The 18,068-nt window shown below is 64.6% G+C and carries 16 protein-coding genes and 1 pseudogene; all 17 read right to left on the bottom strand.

Features of this window, described 5'->3' with window-relative positions; all coding sequences use genetic code 11:
- Positions 1 to 20: 20 nt before the first annotated feature.
- The 17 genes and pseudogenes from GJV18_RS08850 to GJV18_RS08770 all read right to left on the bottom strand — a co-directional run bounded on the left by GJV18_RS08850 (position 21) and on the right by GJV18_RS08770 (position 17,892).
- Positions 21 to 893 (bottom strand): DMT family transporter, encoded by an 873-nt coding sequence (locus GJV18_RS08850; RefSeq protein WP_160344551.1) that lies wholly within the window; start codon positions 891 to 893, stop codon positions 21 to 23.
- Between the two features lie 239 nt (positions 894 to 1,132).
- Positions 1,133 to 1,921, bottom strand: a complete 789-nt coding sequence (gene pcaD, locus GJV18_RS08845) for a 3-oxoadipate enol-lactonase (protein WP_160344549.1) — start codon at positions 1,919 to 1,921, stop codon at positions 1,133 to 1,135.
- Between the two features lie 203 nt (positions 1,922 to 2,124).
- Complete coding sequence (gene pcaF / locus GJV18_RS08840; RefSeq protein WP_160344547.1) at positions 2,125 to 3,330, bottom strand: 3-oxoadipyl-CoA thiolase; 1,206 nt, start codon at positions 3,328 to 3,330, stop codon at positions 2,125 to 2,127.
- Positions 3,327 to 4,109 carry a CoA-transferase subunit beta gene (locus GJV18_RS08835; RefSeq protein WP_160344545.1) on the bottom strand — a complete coding sequence of 261 codons (783 nt, stop codon included), beginning with the start codon at positions 4,107 to 4,109 and terminating at the stop codon, positions 3,327 to 3,329. Before GJV18_RS08835 ends, pcaF begins: the two co-directional genes overlap by 4 nt.
- The gene (locus GJV18_RS08830) at positions 4,106 to 4,957 is read right to left on the bottom strand and encodes a CoA transferase subunit A (protein ID WP_160344543.1); all 852 of its coding nucleotides are present in this window, start codon (positions 4,955 to 4,957) and stop codon (positions 4,106 to 4,108) included. The genes GJV18_RS08835 and GJV18_RS08830 overlap by 4 nt, the downstream gene beginning before the upstream one ends.
- Positions 4,958 to 5,066: 109 nt before the next feature.
- Positions 5,067 to 5,471, bottom strand: a pseudogene (locus GJV18_RS18865) (methyl-accepting chemotaxis protein); the annotation flags it as partial.
- A gap of 631 nt (positions 5,472 to 6,102) precedes the next feature.
- Positions 6,103 to 7,383, bottom strand: a complete 1,281-nt coding sequence (locus GJV18_RS08820) for an OprD family porin (RefSeq protein WP_160344539.1) — start codon at positions 7,381 to 7,383, stop codon at positions 6,103 to 6,105.
- Between the two features lie 84 nt (positions 7,384 to 7,467).
- Complete coding sequence (locus tag GJV18_RS08815; protein WP_160344537.1) at positions 7,468 to 8,676, bottom strand: benzoate/H(+) symporter BenE family transporter; 1,209 nt, start codon at positions 8,674 to 8,676, stop codon at positions 7,468 to 7,470.
- Between the two features lie 233 nt (positions 8,677 to 8,909).
- Positions 8,910 to 9,851, bottom strand: coding sequence for a catechol 1,2-dioxygenase (catA, locus tag GJV18_RS08810; RefSeq protein ID WP_160344535.1), 942 nt, complete (start codon positions 9,849 to 9,851; stop codon positions 8,910 to 8,912).
- A 31-nt stretch (positions 9,852 to 9,882) separates the two neighbouring features.
- Positions 9,883 to 10,173 carry a muconolactone Delta-isomerase gene (catC, locus tag GJV18_RS08805; RefSeq protein ID WP_160344533.1) on the bottom strand — a complete coding sequence of 97 codons (291 nt, stop codon included), beginning with the start codon at positions 10,171 to 10,173 and terminating at the stop codon, positions 9,883 to 9,885.
- A 16-nt stretch (positions 10,174 to 10,189) separates the two neighbouring features.
- Entirely contained in the window at positions 10,190 to 11,311 is a 1,122-nt protein-coding gene (locus GJV18_RS08800; protein ID WP_160344531.1) for a muconate cycloisomerase family protein, read from the bottom strand.
- 74 nt (positions 11,312 to 11,385) lie between these two features.
- Positions 11,386 to 12,726 (bottom strand): MFS transporter, encoded by a 1,341-nt coding sequence (locus GJV18_RS08795; RefSeq protein ID WP_160344529.1) that lies wholly within the window; start codon positions 12,724 to 12,726, stop codon positions 11,386 to 11,388.
- Between the two features lie 122 nt (positions 12,727 to 12,848).
- On the bottom strand, positions 12,849 to 13,613 hold the full coding sequence (locus GJV18_RS08790) for a 1,6-dihydroxycyclohexa-2,4-diene-1-carboxylate dehydrogenase (RefSeq protein WP_160344527.1): 765 nt from the start codon (positions 13,611 to 13,613) through the stop codon (positions 12,849 to 12,851).
- A gap of 106 nt (positions 13,614 to 13,719) precedes the next feature.
- Entirely contained in the window at positions 13,720 to 14,730 is a 1,011-nt protein-coding gene (gene benC, locus GJV18_RS08785; RefSeq protein ID WP_160344525.1) for a benzoate 1,2-dioxygenase electron transfer component BenC, read from the bottom strand.
- 81 nt (positions 14,731 to 14,811) lie between these two features.
- Positions 14,812 to 15,300, bottom strand: a complete 489-nt coding sequence (gene benB / locus GJV18_RS08780; RefSeq protein WP_160344523.1) for a benzoate 1,2-dioxygenase small subunit — start codon at positions 15,298 to 15,300, stop codon at positions 14,812 to 14,814.
- Positions 15,301 to 16,662, bottom strand: a complete 1,362-nt coding sequence (benA, locus tag GJV18_RS08775; protein WP_160344521.1) for a benzoate 1,2-dioxygenase large subunit — start codon at positions 16,660 to 16,662, stop codon at positions 15,301 to 15,303.
- 270 nt (positions 16,663 to 16,932) lie between these two features.
- Positions 16,933 to 17,892 carry an AraC family transcriptional regulator gene (locus GJV18_RS08770; RefSeq protein WP_160346057.1) on the bottom strand — a complete coding sequence of 320 codons (960 nt, stop codon included), beginning with the start codon at positions 17,890 to 17,892 and terminating at the stop codon, positions 16,933 to 16,935.
- Positions 17,893 to 18,068: the final 176 nt, after the last annotated feature.

Here is an 18,068-nt window from a genome sequence, read left to right as displayed (position 1 = left end):
CTAGTGCAAAAGTCGCAAGGCTACTGCACCGCGCCCCGCCGATAGGCCACCGCCAGCCCGGCCACGATTACCAAAGCCATACCCAGCAGGGCTATGGCATCGGGCAACTGGTCAAAAAACAACCAGCCGAACAGTCCGGCGATCACCAACTGGCCATAGCTGAAGGGCGCCAGCAGCGCCGGTGTGGCGTGGCGGAAGGCCAGGGTCAGCAGCTGGTGGCCGCACATGCCCATCACCCCGAGGCTGAGCAGGGCCAGCAGGTGTTCCCACTCCGGGGCCTGCCAGAACAGCGGCAGCAGCAAACTGACCAGCGACAGGTTGATCAGCCCAGCCAGCAGGTTGCTGGTGGCGGCGCTGTCGTGGGGGGCGCTCAAGCGGGTGAGGATCTGGTACAGGGCAAAGCAGAAAGCTGCCCCCAACGGCAGCAGAATGGCCGGCTCGAACAGCTCGGCGCTGGGCCGCACGATCACCAGCACGCCGACAAAGCCGAGCAGCACCGCCAGCCACTGGACCGGGCGCACCCGCTCGCGCAGGAAGATGGCCGAGAGCAGGGTCACCAAGAGCGGCGCCAGAAAGATCACCGCCGTGGCTTCGGCCAGGGGCACATAGCGCAGGCCGGTGACAAACAGCAGGCTGATGCCCAGCAGCGCCAGCGCCCGGCACAGCTGCAGCCCCGGGCGTTTGCTGCGCAGTGCAGCCAGGCCATGGCGCGGCAGCAGCAGCGAGCCCAGGAGCACAGTGTGGGACAGGTAGCGAAACCAGGTCAGCAACAGAATCGGATACAGGTCGGCCAGGTACTTGGCCATGGCATCGTGGCTGGCAAAACACAGCACCGCCAGCAGGGTCAGGACAATGCCGCGTATCGAAGGGCTGCTGGCGAGGGCGCTGGGCATGACAAGGTCCTAAAGCGCCGCAAACGGCGAGGCAGTTAAGAAAGGCTATCTACCCGTTTTGCATGGTTGTTCGTAGGAGCCAGCTTGCAGGCGATCCAGCTCACAGCAAAAAGCATCGCCAGCAAGCTGGCTCCTACAGGCCCTGTGAATGGGCCTGAACCAATGGGCATATCGCCTAAAGATAGCCGCCTATGCTGCGCCAGCGGCCAGGGCCTGGCCAGTGGCAAACAGCCGCAGGCTTAGCGCAACAGAAATGCCAGCACCGGCGCGGTAAAGCCCTCCCCCGCCTCCACATTGGACAGGTGCGCGGCGCTCAAATCCAGCTGCCGGGCGCCGCGAATGCGTTCGGCCATAAACTGGCCGTGGGCCACCGTGGTGACCTGATCGGCGGTGCCGGCGACGATCAGGGTCGGCGCACCGATGGCCCCCAGCTGCTCACGAAAATCCGCATCGCGCACCGCCGCACAGTTGCCGGCGTAGCCCTGTGGTGAAGTGGTGGCGAGCATATCGGTGATGCGCTCCACCTCGCCCGGCTCGGCGGTGGCAAAGCCCGGGGTAAACCAACGGGCGATGGAGGCATCGCGCAGCTCGCCCATGGCCTGCTCGCCGCCCTGCAGCACAGTGTCGATACGGCTGTTCCACACCTCGTCATTGGCGATCTTCGCCGCGGTATTGCACAACACCAGGCGGGTCAGGCGCTCGGCGGCGTTAAGCGCCAGCCACTGACCGATCAGGCCGCCCATGGACAGGCCGCAGAAGGCGAATCGCTGGATATCCAGGGCATCGACCAGGGCCAGCACATCGCGGCCCAGTTGCTCGATGCTGTAGGGCCCGGGCGTAACCAGTGAGCGGCCATGGCCGCGGGTGTCGTAGCGCAGCACGCGAAAGTGCTGGCTGAACGCAGGCACCTGGGCATCCCACATCTGCAGGTCGGTGCCCAGGGAATTGGACAGTACCAGCACCGGCGCATCGGCCGGGCCATCCAGTTGGTAATGCAGGGCGCCATCGGCGAGTTGGAGCATGGGCATTGCAAATCCTCAATCAGGGATACAGCCCATATCAGGGCTGTCCTACAGCTTAAAACCAGCCTCGGCGCTTGCGTAGGGTGCGCCATGCGCACCGGAAAAACCGAGGATTATTCGTGGTGCGCATGGGGCACCCTAGATTTTATAGGTGCGCCGCTGCGATCCATGGACTTGCCTTTCCGACCAGACCGCAGCAGCGCAAAACGTCAAACCCGCTCGATGGCCAGCGCCAGGCCCTGGCCGACGCCCACGCACATGGTCGCCAGTCCGCGCTTGCCGTCGGTTTTTTCCAGCTGATGCAGGGCGGTCAATACCAGGCGCGCGCCGCTGGCGCCCAGGGGATGGCCCAGGGCGATGGCACCGCCGTTGGGGTTTACCCGGGGGCTATCGTCGGCCAGGTCGAGGTCGCGGGTCACGGCCAGGCCCTGGGCGGCGAAGGCTTCGTTGAGTTCGATCACGTCGAAGTCATTGATGCCCAGTTGCAGGCGCTGCAGCAGCTTGCGCACCGCCGGCACCGGGCCATAACCCATGATGCGCGGGGCGACGCCGGCACTGGCCATGCCCAGCACTTTTGCGCGGGGAATCAGGCCATATTTCTGCACGGCCTCGGCCGAGGCGAGGATCATGGCCACGGCGCCGTCATTGACCCCCGAGGCATTGCCGGCGGTGACGCTCTTACCCTCGCCATTGACCGGTTTAAGTTTGGCCAATGCCTCGGCCGTGGTATCCGGGCGCAGATGCTCGTCCTGGTCGATCACGACTTCACCTTTGCGGGTCTTGATCCGCACCGGGACGATTTCCTCGGCGAAGAAGCCTGCGGCCTGGGCGCGGGCCGCGCGCTGCTGGCTGCGCAGGGCGAAGGCGTCCTGATCGGCGCGGCTGATGCGGTAGTCATCGGCGACGTTGTCGGCGGTCTGCGGCATGGCATCGACGCCGTAGCGGGCCTGCATCAGCGGGTTGATAAAGCGCCAGCCAATGGTGGTGTCCTCGATCTTTTGCCCACGACCAAAGGCGCTGTCGGCCTTGCCCATCACATAGGGCGCGCGGGACATGGACTCCACGCCGCCGGCGATGGCCAGCTCCATCTCGCCCAAGGCGATGGCGCGAAAGGCCGTACCCACCGCATCCAGCCCCGAAGCGCAGAGACGGTTAAGGGTCACCCCCGGCACACTCTCAGGCAGGCCCGCCAGCAGCAGGGCCATGCGCGCCACGTTGCGGTTGTCTTCGCCGGCCTGGTTGGCGCAGCCGAGAAACACCTCGTCGATGGCCACCGGGTCCAGGCCGGGATTACGCTCGATAAGCGCCTTGAGCGGAATGGCCGCCAGGTCATCGGCGCGCACCGCAGCCAGGCCGCCGCCAAAGCGGCCAATGGGCGTGCGCACGGCATCGCAGATAAACACCTCGCGACTCATTCCTCACCTCCGGCCTGGCCGTGGGCGGCGGCGGTGCGTGCTTCCAGGGCGCGCAGGGCCTCCAGCTCATGCTTCTGGGGTGCCTGGGTTTCGGCCACCTGCTCGGCAAAGCGGATCGGCCAGCCGGTGGCGGCGATGATCTGCTCGCGGCTCACCCCCGGGTGGATGGAGGTGACCACGAACTCCTTGGTGCCGGCCTCCGGCTCCATAATGCACAGGTCGGTAATGATGGCCACCGGGCCGGCGCCGGGCAGGCCCAGCTGCTGGCGATGCTCGCCGCCCTCGCCATGGCCCACCGAGGTGATAAAGGCCAGCTTGTCGACAAAGGTGCGGTGGCCCTGCTTGAGGATTATAAACACCCGCTTGGCGCTGCCTGCGATCTCCGGCGCGCCACCGGCACCCGGCAGGCGCACTTTCGGATTGTGGTAGTCACCGATCACCGTAGTGTTGATATTGCCGTACTTGTCGACCTGGGCCGCGCCGAGAAAGCCCACATCGATGCGCCCGCCCTGCAACCAGTAGCGGAAGATCTCGCCAGTGGGCACCACGGTGTCGGCGGTTTCGGCCAGTTCGCCGTCGCCGATGGACAGCGGCAGCACGCTGGGCTTGGCGCCGATCGGGCCGGACTCGTAGATCAGGGTCACGTCCGGGGCGTGGGTCAGGCGCGCCAGGTTGGCGGCCTTGGACGGCAGGCCGATGCCAACAAAGGTCACGTCGCTGTTACCCAGGCGGCGGGCGGCGGCCACGGTCATCATCTCGTTGGTGCTGTAGGCGCTCATTGCTTGGCCTCCTGAAGCTTGGCCTGATAGGCGGCGAAATCGGCGGTGCCACGGATGTAGGTATCGATCCAGGCGTTAAAGGATTCGCGATCCCGGGCGATCGGGTCCCAGGCCTGGTAGAAGCGGTTGTCGCGCTCGTAGTAGCCGTGGGCATAGGACGGATGGGCGCCGCCGGGCACCAGGCAGACAGCCGTCAGCGCCCAGTTCGGCAGCACGCAGGCGTTCATCGGGGCATTCAGCTCGTCGACGATTTCCTCGACCGTAACGATGCAGCGCTGGGCCGCCAGGGCCGCCTCCTTCTGCACACCGAGGATGCCCTGGATCAGCACATTGCCCTTGCGGTCGGCCTTCTGCGCATGGATCACGGTGACATCCGGGCGCACGCTGGGCACGGCGGCCAGCTGCTCGCCGGTAAAGGGGCAGGTCACGCTCTTGATCAGTGGGTTGACCTTGGGCAGATCGGAGCCGGCGTAGGCGCGTAGCACCGCGAACGGCAGGCCGGAGGCGCCGGCCACATAGGCGTTGGCCATATCGGCGTGGCTGTGTTCCTCGATCTCCAGGGGCTGCGGCCAGCCCTTCTCCACCGCATCGCGCAGGCGGTGCAGCGAACCCACGCCGGGGTTGCCACCCCAGGAGAACACCAGCTTCTTCGCGCAGCCGGCGCCGATCAGCAGGTCGTAGACCAGATCCGGGGTCATGCGGATCAGGGTCAGGTCGCGGCGGCCCTGGCGGATAAGTTCGTGGGCCGCAGCAGTGGGGATCAGGTGGGTAAAGCCTTCGAGGGCGATGCTGTCGCCGTCGTGGATAAAGCGGCTAACCGCTTCACCAAGGGAAAGAATCTCAGCCATTGCTCTGTACTCGCTGGGTGGTCGTCGGGGGTGGCGATGGCTTCAGGTTATGACTGGTGCTAGCGCCAAACAATCCGATAATCGCCATAGTGTTCGATAATCGAACTAGTTAGTTGCTTTGCAGCAGGCCGCCCATCTGTTCGGCCAACTGCTGCTGGGTGACCAGGCGCTGCATGATCCGCTGCACGATCTGCAGGCGCGCCGCGGCGCCTTCGCGCATCTCGGCCATGCTCTGCAGGGCCTGGCTGGACTGGCCCAGGCTGCTGTGGGTGGTGCCGGCCACCTGTTGCAGGCCACTGCGCGCCTCGGTGGCAGCCTGCTGCAAGCCGCTGACGATCTGGCCGATCTGCTGGCTGGCGGCCCCGGCGCGACCGGCCAGGTTGCGCACCTCGTCGGCCACCACGGCAAAACCACGACCCTGCTCCCCGGCCCTGGCCGCCTCGATGGCGGCATTCAGGGCCAGCAGGTTGGTCTGTTTGGCGATGTCCTGAATGCTGCTGACGATGCTGCCGATGCGCTCGGCCTGCTCGCTCAACTCATCGAAGACCCGGCCAATCGGCGCCATCTGCTCGGCCAGTTGTTCGATACCGCGACTGGCGGCCTGGATGCTACCGGCGCTGTGCTGCACCTTCTCGCCGGCATGCTGGGCCAGTTCACTGGCGTAGTGCATATCCGCCTGGCTGTGCTCGATGGCCTCCAGCAGCGCCGCCAGTTGCTGCTGCAGTTCGGGCCATTGCGGCACGGGTGCGGACTCGATCAACGGCGGCTCGGGTTGCCTGGGCGCGGGCGCTTCAACGGGCGCCAGGTCGGGGTAGCTGATTTCCAGCGGCTGGCTGGGGGCCTGGGGCCGTGGGCAAAGCGCGGCCATGCCCAGGCTGAACACCAGCACCAGCAGGGCCAGGGCCTGCTGCAGTTGGCCTTCGGCGAAAAACAGCTGCACGCAGCCCAGCAGTGCGGTGGCCAGGGCCAGCAGGGTGGCGGGGAAACTTGATTGCATAAAGGTCTCCGATTACGTGACCACGGTTGTGTGTCACGAGGCGGCAATGGGTAGGGTGCGCTGTGCGCACCAAGGCATAGGTGCACAGCGGTGCGCACGGCGCACCCTAGGGCTCGGTGTGGCGCCCCGCTTCAGAGCGCCATAGCACTTAGAGCAGGTTCCAGCTGTAGCTGAGGATCAGCCGGTTCTCATCGATATCAGTGCGGTAGTTGGAGCGCGCGGTGACGTTGCGCACGCGCACGCCGAGGCCCTTGAGGGCGCCGTTCTGCACCGTGTAGCCGATATCCAGATCGCGTTCCCAGTCCTTGCCCTCGTAGCGTGGGCCGCCCCGGTTGGTGGCCTCGGCATCGACGTTGTCGCCACGGATATAGCGCACCCCGGCCACCAGGCCTGGCACGCCCAGGGCGGCGAAGTCATAGTCGTAGCGCAGCTGCCAGGAACGCTCATCGGCCGAGGCGAACTCGTAGGTCGGCACCTCGTTGCCCAGGGGGCTGACGTTGGCAAATACCCGAGGGAAGGCGTGGTCGCCAAATATCGCTTGGTAACCCAGGTAGAAGGTGTGGCCACCGTGCTTGGCCGAGAGCAGGGCAAACAGCGCCTGGTTGTCGATATCACCCAGCAGGCGCTTGCCGTTTTCGGCCGAGTCAAAGAAGCCGAGATTGGCGCCCAGGGTCCAGTCGCCCACAAGCTGGCTGTGCTTGAGGCTGACAAAACGCTGGTCGTAGATATCTTCAAGCTGGGCATACCAGGCGCCTACCGAGGTGCGTCCGGCATTGAAGGCGTAGTCGGCGCCGGCATAGTTGAAGGCATCGCTGGTCGCCGCGCGCTGCGGCAGATGGCCAAGCATGGCCAGCATCTTGTCGTCACCGGCCTCATTACGCAGGCTGGTGGAGTTGAGGTGACCGGCCTGCAGGGTCAGCCCGGCCAGCTCGTTGGAGACGACACTGACGCCCTGGTAGCTGGGCGGCAGCAGGCGGATGTCCGAGTGCACCAGCACCGGCAAATTGGGCTGCAGCTCGCCGACCTTCAGCTCGGTCTTGGAGACGCGCATCTTCGCCGCCAGACCCAGGCGGCTGTAATCGTCGGCGGCCTCGCCATCCTCCTGCAGCGGCAGCAGGCCGGTATTCACCCGGCCGCGCCCGCTGTCGAGCTTAAGGCCCAGAACACCGATGGCATCCACGCCAAAACCGACCGTGCCCGGCGTATAGCCGGATTTCACATTGAGGATAAAACCCTGGGCCCACTCCTCGGCCCTGGATTGCTGATTGGGCCCGACGATATCGGAGAAGTCTCGGCTGAAGTAGTAGTTACGCGCCGTCAGGGTGGCAGTGGCGTCTTCGATAAAGCCGCCCTCCCCGGCCTGGCTCAGGTTCGGCAGGCAGGCGGCAATGGCGGTGGACAGCAGGCAAAGGCGTGGACGGTGGTTCATGGTTGGTGTGCTCTTGTTGTTATCGAGGTTGCAGAAACCCGCCCGGCAGCCCCAGGGCGGCCGGTGCGGGGGTAAATAAATGGGTTAATCCCGGGCGGGGTGACTGACCGGGCTGGCCAGGGCGGCCGGTTTGCGCAGGTGCAGCAGCAGATGCGCAGCCAGACCGAACAGCAGCCCCCAGAACACCGCCGACAGGCCGATAAAGCTCACCCCCGAGGCCGTGACCAGAAAGGTGAACAGCCCGGCGTCTCGCTCGGCCGGATCACTCAGGCTGCGCGCCAACGCTTCGCTAAAAGCGCCGTACAGCGCCAGGCCGGCCAGGGCGGCGATCAGCGCGGCGGGAAAGGCAGCGAACAGCGACACCAGGGTGGCGCCGGCACTGCCCAGCAGCAGGTAGGCCAGGCTGCCGGATAGCGCAGCCATATAACGGCGCCTGGGATCCTCATGGGCCTCGCGGCCGGTACAGAGGCTGGCGGTGACCGCCGCCAGGTTCAGGCCGTGACAGCCAAAGGGCGCCAGCAGTGCCCCACCGATGGCGCTGGCGCCAATGATCGGGCTGGCCGGGGTGGCATAGCCGGCATTGCGCAGCACCGCCATGCCCGGCATAAATTGCCCGGTCAGCGCCACCAGTACCAAGGGCAAGGCCAGGTTGAGGGTGGCGGTAAGACTGAACTCGGGGGCGATCCACTGCGGCGTGGCCCAATCGAGCACCAGCGCCTCGCTGCGCAGCTGGCCACCGAACAGGGTCAGCGCCGCGCCCACGACCAATACGCCGGCCACCGCATAGCGGGGCGCCAGGCGCCGCAGCAGCAGGTAGGTGACAAACATGCTGGCGATCAGCACGGGCTGCTCGGGCAACGCCTTGAACACCTCGATGCCGAAGGCGAACAGAATACCGGCCTGCAGGCCAGCGGCAATCGAGCCGGGCAGTTTGGCGATCAGCCGGTCGAAGCTGCCGCTCAGGGCGATCAGCAGCAGGATCAGGTTGGCCACCAGGTAGGCGCCGATGGCCTGGTTCAGGCCCAGGTTGGGCAAGGCGCCGACCAGCAACGCGCTGCCGGGGATCGACCAGGCGATCACCACCGGGGTGCGGTAGCGCAGGCTAAGGACGATGCCCAGCACACCGCTGCCGATGGAAATGGCCCAGACCCAGGACGACAGCAGGGCCTGGCTCAGGCCGGCGCTGTCCGCGGCCTGGAAAATCAGCACCAGCGGCCCGGCATAGGAAATGGTGGTGGCCAGCAAGCCGGCCAGCAGTGCAGTCAGGCTGAAATCGTTAAGCAGGGCTTTCATAGTCCCTCGCAAGGTCAGGCTGGCGTTTCTTGGAAAACGCTCTTGTAGTGACCTATTCCATAAGGAAAGGCTCTTGAGAACGAGGGTGGCCGGCGACACCGCATTGCCTGCCTTGCCCTCTCCCCAACCCTCTCCCAAGGGGAGAGGGAGCTGGATGCAGCGTTCACATCCGCGCGCTGCGCTTGTCTCCCCTCGCCCTCCGGGAGAGGGGCTGGGGGAGAGGGTGTCAGCGATCACGCACCCTGCAAGGCCCGCGGCCGGGCGCTGCGCTGTTCGGCCTTGGCGCTTGGCGCCTGTTGCAGCACGAAGTCGAACGTCAGGGTGGCGAAGCGCTTGCCGTCGACGCCACGGTCACGGGCGGCCGCTTCATCCTCGACAAACTGGATATCGCCGACCAGGCCGTCGCGGGTGGCGTAGGCGAAGTCGTCCCACAGGTACTTTTCACCGGCCAGGTTGATCTGGGTGGTCAGGTGGCGATGACCCAGGGCGGAGATAAAGAAGTGGATATGCGCCGGGCGCTGGCCGTGGCGACCGAGCAGGTCCAGGCATTCCTGGGTCGGGCCGTCCGGGGCGCAGCCATAGCCGCAGGGCACGATGCTGCGGGCGCGGTAGCGACCCTCGGCGTCGGTGACGATGCGCCGGCGCAGGTTGTAGTCGCTCTGGCTCTTGTCGAAGTAGGAGTAGTTGCCTTGGGTATTGGCATGCCACAGGTCGACTACCGCACCGGCCACAGGCTGGCCCTGGGTGTCGGTGACCACACCGTCGAGGAACATCACGGTGGCCTGATCCAGTTCGGTGCCATCGTCCATCCGTGCTTCGCCTTCGACCACCGGGGCGCCGGCCACATAGAGCGGGCCTTCGATGGTGCGCGGGGTGCCGCCGCTCAGGCCGGCCTGGGCGTCCTTGGCATCCTGCAGCACGTCGAGGAAGTGCTCCAGGCCCAGGCCCGGCACCAGCAGGCCGACTTCATTGCGACCGCCCAGGCGGTTGAGGTAGTCGACGGTCTTCCAGAATTCGTCTTCGGTTATTTCCAGGTCTTCGATCAGTTTGGCCGCATCATTGATCAGGCGCAGCATGATCTGCTTGACCCGGGGGCTGCCCTGGTCGTTGTTGAGGCCGGCGGCCTCCTTGAACAGGTCTTGCATGGCGGCAGTGTGGCTAACTTTAACGGTCATGATGGTTTCCTCGTTGTTGTTCTGAGTGGGATCAGCGGTCATCGCTATGGATCGACGAGGGATGCCGGCACAGCGGCGTGACCTCGATATCCATGTAGGGGAACAGCGGCAGCTGCAGCAGGGTGTCGTGCAGGGCCTCGACGCTGGCCACGTCGAATACGCTGTAGTTGGCGTAGTGCCCGGCAATGCGCCACAGGTGGCGCCAGGTGCCCTCGCGCATCAGGCGCTGGGCCAGTTCCTTCTCCTCGGCCTTGATACTCGCGGCCACTGTCGGGTCCATATCGGCCGGCAGCTTTACGGTCATCTTTACGTGGAACAGCATCAGGATTGCCTCCGTTTCACTTGCGGGCAAAGAACGCCAGGCGCTCTTCGTCCAGGGTCAGGCCCAGGCCCGGGGTACGCGGCACCTGCAGGGCGAAGTCGCGATAGAGCGGCGCCTCGGTGACGATTTCTTCGGTGAGCAGCAGCGGGCCGAACAGCTCGGTGCCCCAGGTCAGCTGCTTGAGGGTGAGGAAGGCGTGGGCCGAGGCCAGGGTGCCGATGGCGCCTTCGAGCATGGTCCCGCCGTACAGGGCGATACCGGCCGCTTCGGCAATCTGTGCGGTGCGCAGAACGGCGCGCGGGCCGCCGTTCTTGGCGATCTTCAGGGCAAACACTGAAGCCGCACCGGCGGCCGCCAGGCTAAAGGCGTCCTCCACGCTTTCGATGGATTCGTCGGCCATGATCGGTGCCGGGCTGCGCTGATTGAGGCGCACCTGGCCGGCGCGATTGATCCGCGAGATGGGCTGTTCAATCAGGTCGATGCCGTTGTCGCCCAGCACCTGGCAGGCGCGGATAGCCTGGGACTCATCCCAGCCCTGGTTGACATCGACCCGCACGCTGGCGCAATCGCCCAGCGCCCGCTTGATCATGATCACGTGCTGGAGATCGCGCTGCAGCTCGCCGGCACCGATCTTCAACTTGAAGATGCGGTGACGACGCAAGGCCAGCATCTGCTCGGCCTCGGCGATGTCCTTGACGGTGTCGCCCGAGGCCAGGGTCCAGGCCACTTCCAGGCTGTCGCGCACGCGGCCGCCGAGCAGCTCGCTGACCGGCAGCCCCAGGCGCTTGCCCTGGGCATCGAGCAACGCACTTTCGATGCCGGACTTGGCGAAGGTATTGCCCTTGGCGATCTTGTCCAGGCGCTGCATGCAGGCGTTGATATTGGCCGCGTCCTGATCCAGCAGCGCCGGCGCCAGGTGGCTGTCGATATTCTGCTTGATGCTCTCCGGGCTCTCGTTGCCGTAGGCCAGGCCACCGATGGTGGTGGCCTCGCCAATACCTTCAACACCGTCGCTGCAACGCAGGCGGATAATCACCAGGCTTTGTTGCTGCATGGTGTGCATGGCCAGCTTGTGCGGGCGAATGGTCGGCAGGTCGACGAGGGTCGCCGTCAGGCTTTCGATCAGGGCGTGGCTCATTTCAAATTCCAGTCAGTTACCTAGTACTCCCCTCTCCCGCTTGCGGGAGAGGGGCCGGGGGTGAGGGCTAAAGCTCAGGCCTTGGCCGCCGTCAGGGCTGCGCTCGCCGCCTGGCGCCGCTGACCGCTGAGGGTGAATACCGCCATGGCCAGGGCGGCGATGGCCCCGGGTACGGCAAAAGCAATGAAGTTCAGTTGCAGCGGCAGGTTGATGGCCATCAGCGCACCACCGAGCAGCGGCCCGACGATGGCGCCGTTGCGACCGATGCCCGAGGCCCAGCCCAGGCCCGTGGAGCGGATCGACAGGCCATAGAACTGCGCGGCGCCGGCATACAGGAGAATCTGCGTGCCGATGGTGGTGGCGCCGGCGATAAAGATCAGCAGATAGAGCACCGGGGTCGGGCTCTTGAAGCCCAGCAGGCTGATCGACACGGCAGCAGCGACAAAGAAGGCCACCATCACCTTGCCCAGGTTGAAGCGATCACCCAGCCAGCCGCCCACAATGGCCCCGGCCATACCGCCAAAATTCAGCGCCAGCAGGAACGACAGGCTGGAACCCAGGCTGTAACCGGCGCTCCCCATCAGCTTGGGCAGCCAGGAACTCAGGGCGTAGACCATCAGCAGGCAGCAGAAGAACGCCAGCCACAGGCACAGGGTGCGCAGCGCACGCTGCTCGCGGAACAGCTCGAACACGCCGACGCCCTGGCCCTTGGTATCGCTTAACTGCAGTTGGTCATTGGCATTGATGGCCAGCGCCGGTTCGACCTTGTTGAGAATTACCCGGGCCTGTTGATGACGGCCCTGACGCACCAGGAAACCCACCGACTCCGGCAGCTTCCACAGGATCAGCGGCAATAGCAGCAGCGGCACGGCGGCGGCGAAGAACATCGACTCCCAACCGAAACGCGGCAGCATATAGATGCCCACGCCGGCGGCGAGCATGCCGCCCAGGGAATAGCCGCTGAACATCACCGCCACCAGGGTGCTGCGCAGGCGCTTGGGCGCGTACTCGTTCATCAGCGCCACGGCGTTGGGCATCAGCCCGCCACAGCCCAAGCCCGCAATAAAGCGGAAGATGCCGAACTCGGTGGGGTTGCTGGCAAAGCCGTTGAGAATGGTCGCCGTGGAGAACAGCACAAAGCAGATGGCGATGCCCTTCTTGCGCCCGATCTTGTCGGCCAGGGTGCCGAAGGTCAGGGCGCCGAACATCATGCCGAACAGCGCATAGCTGCCCAGGGCGCCGGCTTCCATGGGCGTAAGGTTCCACTCCTGCATGATCGACGGCAGCACCACGCCGAAGATAAACAGGTCGTAGCCGTCGAAGATCAGCAGCAGCGCACACAGCGCCATGACCATCCAGTGAAAGCGGCTAAAACGCGCGTTGTCGATAACCGGGTGAACGTCTATCTGTCGCATGGCAGGGGTTCTCTCTGTTGTTTTTGTTGTGAAAAGCTCGGTTGCTTGTGTAGGAGCGGCTTTAGCCGCGAACCTGGGAAGCCAGACGCTTCGCGGCTAAAGCCGCTCCTACGAGGTTGTGCTTAGCCCAGATCGCCGCCGCCCACCGGCAGGGTTACGCCGGTGATATAGGAGGCCTCATCCGAGGCGAGAAAAAGGATGGCGCCGACCTGTTCGTCGATGCTGCCGTAGCGCTTCATCAGGCTGCTGTGCAGGGTCTGGTCGACGATCTGCTGGTACCAGCCCTTCTCCTCGGCGCTCTGTTCAGCGGCATTGCGCGGGATACGCCGTGGCGGCGCCTCGGTGCCGCCGGGGGCGGTGGCATTGACGCGGATGCCGCGCTCGGCGGTCTCGAAGGCCAGGCAGGCGGTCAGGGCGTTGACCCCGCCCTTGGCCGCACCGTAGGGCACGCGGTTAACCCCGCGGGTGGCGATGGAGGAGACGTTGACGATGGCGCCGCTGCCCTGCTCCAGCATCTGCGGCAGCGCGGCATGGCAGCACCACAGGGTGGGGAATAGCGAGCGACGCACCTCGGCCTCGATCTGCTCCGTTTCATAGTGCTCAAACGGCTTGGCCCAGATGGTGCCGCCGACGTTGTTGATCAGGATGTCGAGGCGGCCGAAGCGCTCCACCGCCGCCTGCATCACGCCCTGGCAATCGCCGGCCTGCTCCAGGTCGGCGGTCAGGCACAGCACGCCGGGCTGCTCGGCCAGTTCGAAGACCAGTTCGGAGCGATCCACCGCCACCACCTGCGCGCCCTCCTCCAGCAGCCGCTCGGCCACGCGGCGGCCGATGCCCTGGGCAGCGCCGGTGACTACAGCAACCTTGTCTTGGAAACGCTTGTTCATCTGCTTCACCTCAATTTCGACTCGTAGGAGCGGCTTCAGCCGCGAAGCTCCTGGCTGTTCAATTCGCGGCTAAAGCCGCTCCTACAAAAGCACCGGGCTGTGTGCCTCAAGCGCTGGCGGCAAATTTCTCGTAATAGAAATTGGCCGGTGCGATGCCCTGCTCGCGGATATAGCCGCTGACCGCCTCGACCATCGGCGGCGGACCGCACAGGTAGATGTCCACCTCGCCGTCGTTGAGATGCTTGGGCTCAATGTGCTGGGTAACGTAGCCCTTGTGCGGGTAGCTGCTCTCGGGGCTGGCCACGCAGGCACTGAAGCTGAAGCCGGGGATACGCGCGGCGAAGGCTTCCAGCTTGTCCAGCTCGACCAGGTCATGGTCGTGGGTCACGCCGTAGATCAGGTGCAGCGGGTGCGCGCTGCCCTCGGCGGCGATCTTCTCCAGCATCGCGGTAAAGGGCGCGAGACCGGTGCCGCCGGCCAGCAGCAGCAGCGGGCGCTTGATATCGCGCAGGTAGAAGCTGCCCAGCGGCCCGGCCAGGCTGATGCTGTCGCCGGCCTTGGCCAGGTTGGTCAGGAAGCTGCTCATCAGCCCGCCCGGCACGTTGCGGATCAGGAAGCTGACTTCGCCGTCCTTGGGCAGGCTGCTGAACGAATAGGCGCGGGTCTGCTCGCTGCCCGGCACCTTGAGGTTGACGTACTGGCCCGGCAGGAATGCCAGCTGGTTGAGCGCCTCGCCCTTGATCGACAGGGCGATGGTGCTATCAGAGAGCTGGCGCACCGCGCTGATGGCCGCCTCGAAGCTGGCCTGCTGGGTCTTGCACAGCTGCGAGGAGGCCGGCACGCGGATCACGCAGTCGCTTTCGGCGCGCATCTGGCAGGTCAGCACATAGCCTTGCTCGGCCTCGGCCTCGCTCAGGGCGTCCTCGATATAGTCCTCGCCGAGGTCGTACTGGCCGGCTTCGGCAAAGCACTTGCAGGCACCGCAAGCGCCATCGCGGCAGTCCAGGGGGATATTGATGCCCTGGCGATAGGCCGCGTCGGCAACGGTTTCGCCGATCTTGGCGTCGATAAAACGGGTCACCCCGTCTTCAAAATTCAGTGCGATCTTGTGGCTCATGGCACACCTAGCTAGGCAGTTTTGGCATGCAGCGACCCGTGACGGGAGCGAAACGCTCCCGCCGGCAGCGCTGCAGCGGACTTAAATGTGGTAAACGTCGATGACTTGCCTGACGTAATCGTTCTTCAGGATCACCTTCTTGGCCTTGATCAGCGGGTTTTCGCCGTGGGTATCGAGGCTGTAGAAGCTGGTGCCGTAGAAGTGGTCGACGGTCTTATAGCGAAAGCTCAGGGTGTGCCAGTTAAAGCGCACCCGGCACAGACCCTCTTCCTGCTCAACAATCTCGATATTGTTGATGTTGTGCGAGGTGCGGGTGTCCGGAATGGTGGCGCTGGAGCGCTCGGTGCGGATGCGGAACACCCGGTCTTCCAGGCCGCTGCGGTTGCCGTACCAGATCAGCGAGATCTCGGTCTGCGGGTTTTCCACCAGCTGGTCGTTATCGTCCCAGGCCGGCATCCAGAACTCGGCGTCCGGGGCGTACAGCTCCAGCCACTCATCCCACTGCTTGTCGTCCAGGTAGCGCGCTTCGCGGTAGAGAAAATCGCGCACGGCGTCATAGGAAAGGCTCATTTACGCACCCTCCACGTGAATCAGTTGTTCCTGCTGTTCTTTCAGCGCCTTGATCATCTGCTGCTGCCAGTAGTGGTGCTGCAGCACAAACAGCCCCTCGTCCTCAGTACGCGCACCGCTCATCAGCGGGTGCAGGTCGATTTCCTTGGCCGACTCGTCGGCGCCGTCGATCCAGTGCTTGGCCCCGCGAGACATGTCGTTCCACTCCATGGCGCGGCCGGCGAAGCCTTGCTGGCAGGCACGGAACTCTTCCAGGTCGTCGGGGGTGGCCATGCCGGAGACGTTGAAGAAGTCCTCGTACTGGCGGATGCGCCGGGCACGGGCATCGCTACTCTCGCCCTTGGGCGCGATGCAGTAGATGGTCACTTCGGTCTTGTCCACCGACAGCGGGCGGGCGATGCGCAGCTGCGAGCCGAACTGGTCCATCAGGTACAGGTTGGGGTACAGGCAGAGGTTGCGCGAGTGGCCGATCATCCAGTCGGCGCGGGCTTCGCCGAACTCGGCGGCGAGGCGCTCGCGGTCGGCGAACAGTGGGCGGTCTTCCGGGTTGTCCCAGCGGGTCCAGAGCAGCAGGTGGCCGTTCTCGAAGGAGTAGAAACCACCGCCCTTCTTGCCCCAGCCGCCGGCGCTCATGGCGCGGATATCGTCGCCGGCTTCCTTGAGCTTGCGCTGCTGCTGGGTGGCGGCGTAGTTCCAGTGCACGGCAGTGACGTGGTAGCCGTCGGCGCCGTTCTCGGCCTGCAGTTTCCAGTTACCCTCGAACACATAGGTGCTGGAGCCGCGCAGCACTTCCAGGCCTTCGCTGGACTGGTCGCAGATCATGTCGATGATCTTCTTCGACTCGCCGAGGAAGTCCTCAAGCGGCGCCACGTCCTCGCGCAGGCTACCGAACAGAAAGCCGCGGTAGGACTCGAAGCGGGCGACCTTCTTCAGGTCGTGGGAGCCGTCGCAGTCGAAGCTGTCCGGGTAGCCGGCTTCCTTGGGATCCTTGACCTTGAGCAGCTTGCCGTTGTTGTTGAAGGTCCAGCCATGGAAGGGGCAGGTGTAGGTGGCCTTGTTGCCACTCTTGAAACGGCAGAGCATGGCGCCGCGATGGCTGCAGGCGTTGATAAAGGCGTTGAGCTCACCGTCCTTGTTGCGCGCGATAAAGATCGGCTGACGCCCCATGTGGGTGGTGTAGTAGTCGTTGTTCTGCGGGATCTGGCTCTCGTGGGCCAGATACAGCCAGTTGCCCTCGAAGATGTGCTGCATCTCCAGGTCGAACAAACGGGGGTCGGTGAACATCTCGCGCTTGCAGCGGAAAATGCCCTTGTCTTTATCTTCTTGCAGCAGGCCGTTCAGGTAATCGAGTCCCAGGTTCATCGCCATGGCTCCGTTGTTATTGTTTCAACGGTTCCAAGACTATGGCGTAGGACTGTCCGACAATATCCAGTTACTGCACGACCTTTATCCGTTTTCTGCAGGGTGCGACCAAGGTTGTAGAAACCCCGTCAGTCGTAGACTTGAGCAAAGTCCGTAGGGTGGAAAACCGCGCAGCGTTTTCCACCTGTGGCCCAGCGGGGAAATTAGGCGCAGGCCCGATCGGTGGACACGCTTCGCGTTGTCCACCCTACACGGTCAAAAGACGGGATATCAGGCTTCGCGACGACGCAGGGTATCGGACGGCAGCTCGCCAAAGGTGCTCTTATAGCACTCGGAGAAGCGGCCCAGATGAAGGAAGCCGTAGTCCAGCGCCACCTCGGTGATATTGCGCACCCGCACACTGGGGTCGCTGAGGCAGGCATGCACCTTCTCCAGCTTTTTCTGCCGGATAAAGTGCTTGGGCGTGCTGCCCACATGCTTCTCGAACAGGCCATAGAGCGTGCGTGGACTGACCCGGGCCAGCTCGGCCAGCTGTTCCAGGCTGATGTCCTGCTGCAGGTTGCTGTCGATAAAGTGCAGGATGCGCTCGAAGGACGCCGAATGCTCGTCCTGGGGCAGGCGCTTGACGTTGTTGGCCACCTGGGCCAGCAGCTTGGTGGCGATGATGCGGGTGAAATGCTCGGCGATCTGCGGCACCGCCTGCTCGCTCTCGGCCTCTTCGCAGATCAGCGCCAGCAGATTGCCGAAGCCCTCGATGTCGTCGAGGTTATAACGCGAGGCAAAGCGCACCCCTTCCCGGGGCATGCTCCACTGATTGTCGCGGCAGACCTGCTCGATCAGCCGCGCCGGCAGCTTGAGGATAAATTTCTCGCAATCGTCGGAATAGGTCAGGTCGACCGGATCGTCCGGGTTGATCAGCAGCAGCTCGCCGGGAGTCAGATACTGCTCACGCTCCGGCCCGCCGCGCCACAGGCAATGCCCGCTAAGCAACAGCTGCAGGTGATAGATGGTTTCCAGCGCCGGCGAGGTGACCCGCACACTGCCGCCATAGCTGATCCGGCACAGGTCGAGGTCGCCGAAGGTACGATGACTGAGGCTGGCCTCAGCACCATAGGTTTGCGGCAAACGAATGCAGTGGCTGCCGACATGCTGGTTGACGTAGTCGGACACGGCATAGGGATCTGCATGGGCGAAGATCCGGCTCTTTTCATTCAGCAGGCGAAAAACCATCACGCAGGCACTCTTATCGTTATAGGCCGCGACAATCGACCACAGTGCGGCACTTGGCTATCGCCAACTAATACACCAGTTGACGACAACCCGGGCCAGCAGACGATCAGTGGTCACCCGCAGGCGACGGGGTCGAGACGGCTGCCGGGCATTATGCGCCATGTCAGTCGCCCTGC

Origin of the sequence: Pseudomonas xionganensis (assembly GCF_009763245.1) — a bacterium.
In the GTDB taxonomy this organism is placed as follows: domain Bacteria; phylum Pseudomonadota; class Gammaproteobacteria; order Pseudomonadales; family Pseudomonadaceae; genus Aquipseudomonas; species Aquipseudomonas xionganensis.
Note: the sequence above shows the minus strand (reverse complement) of the source record. Positions and strands in the feature narration are given on the sequence as shown.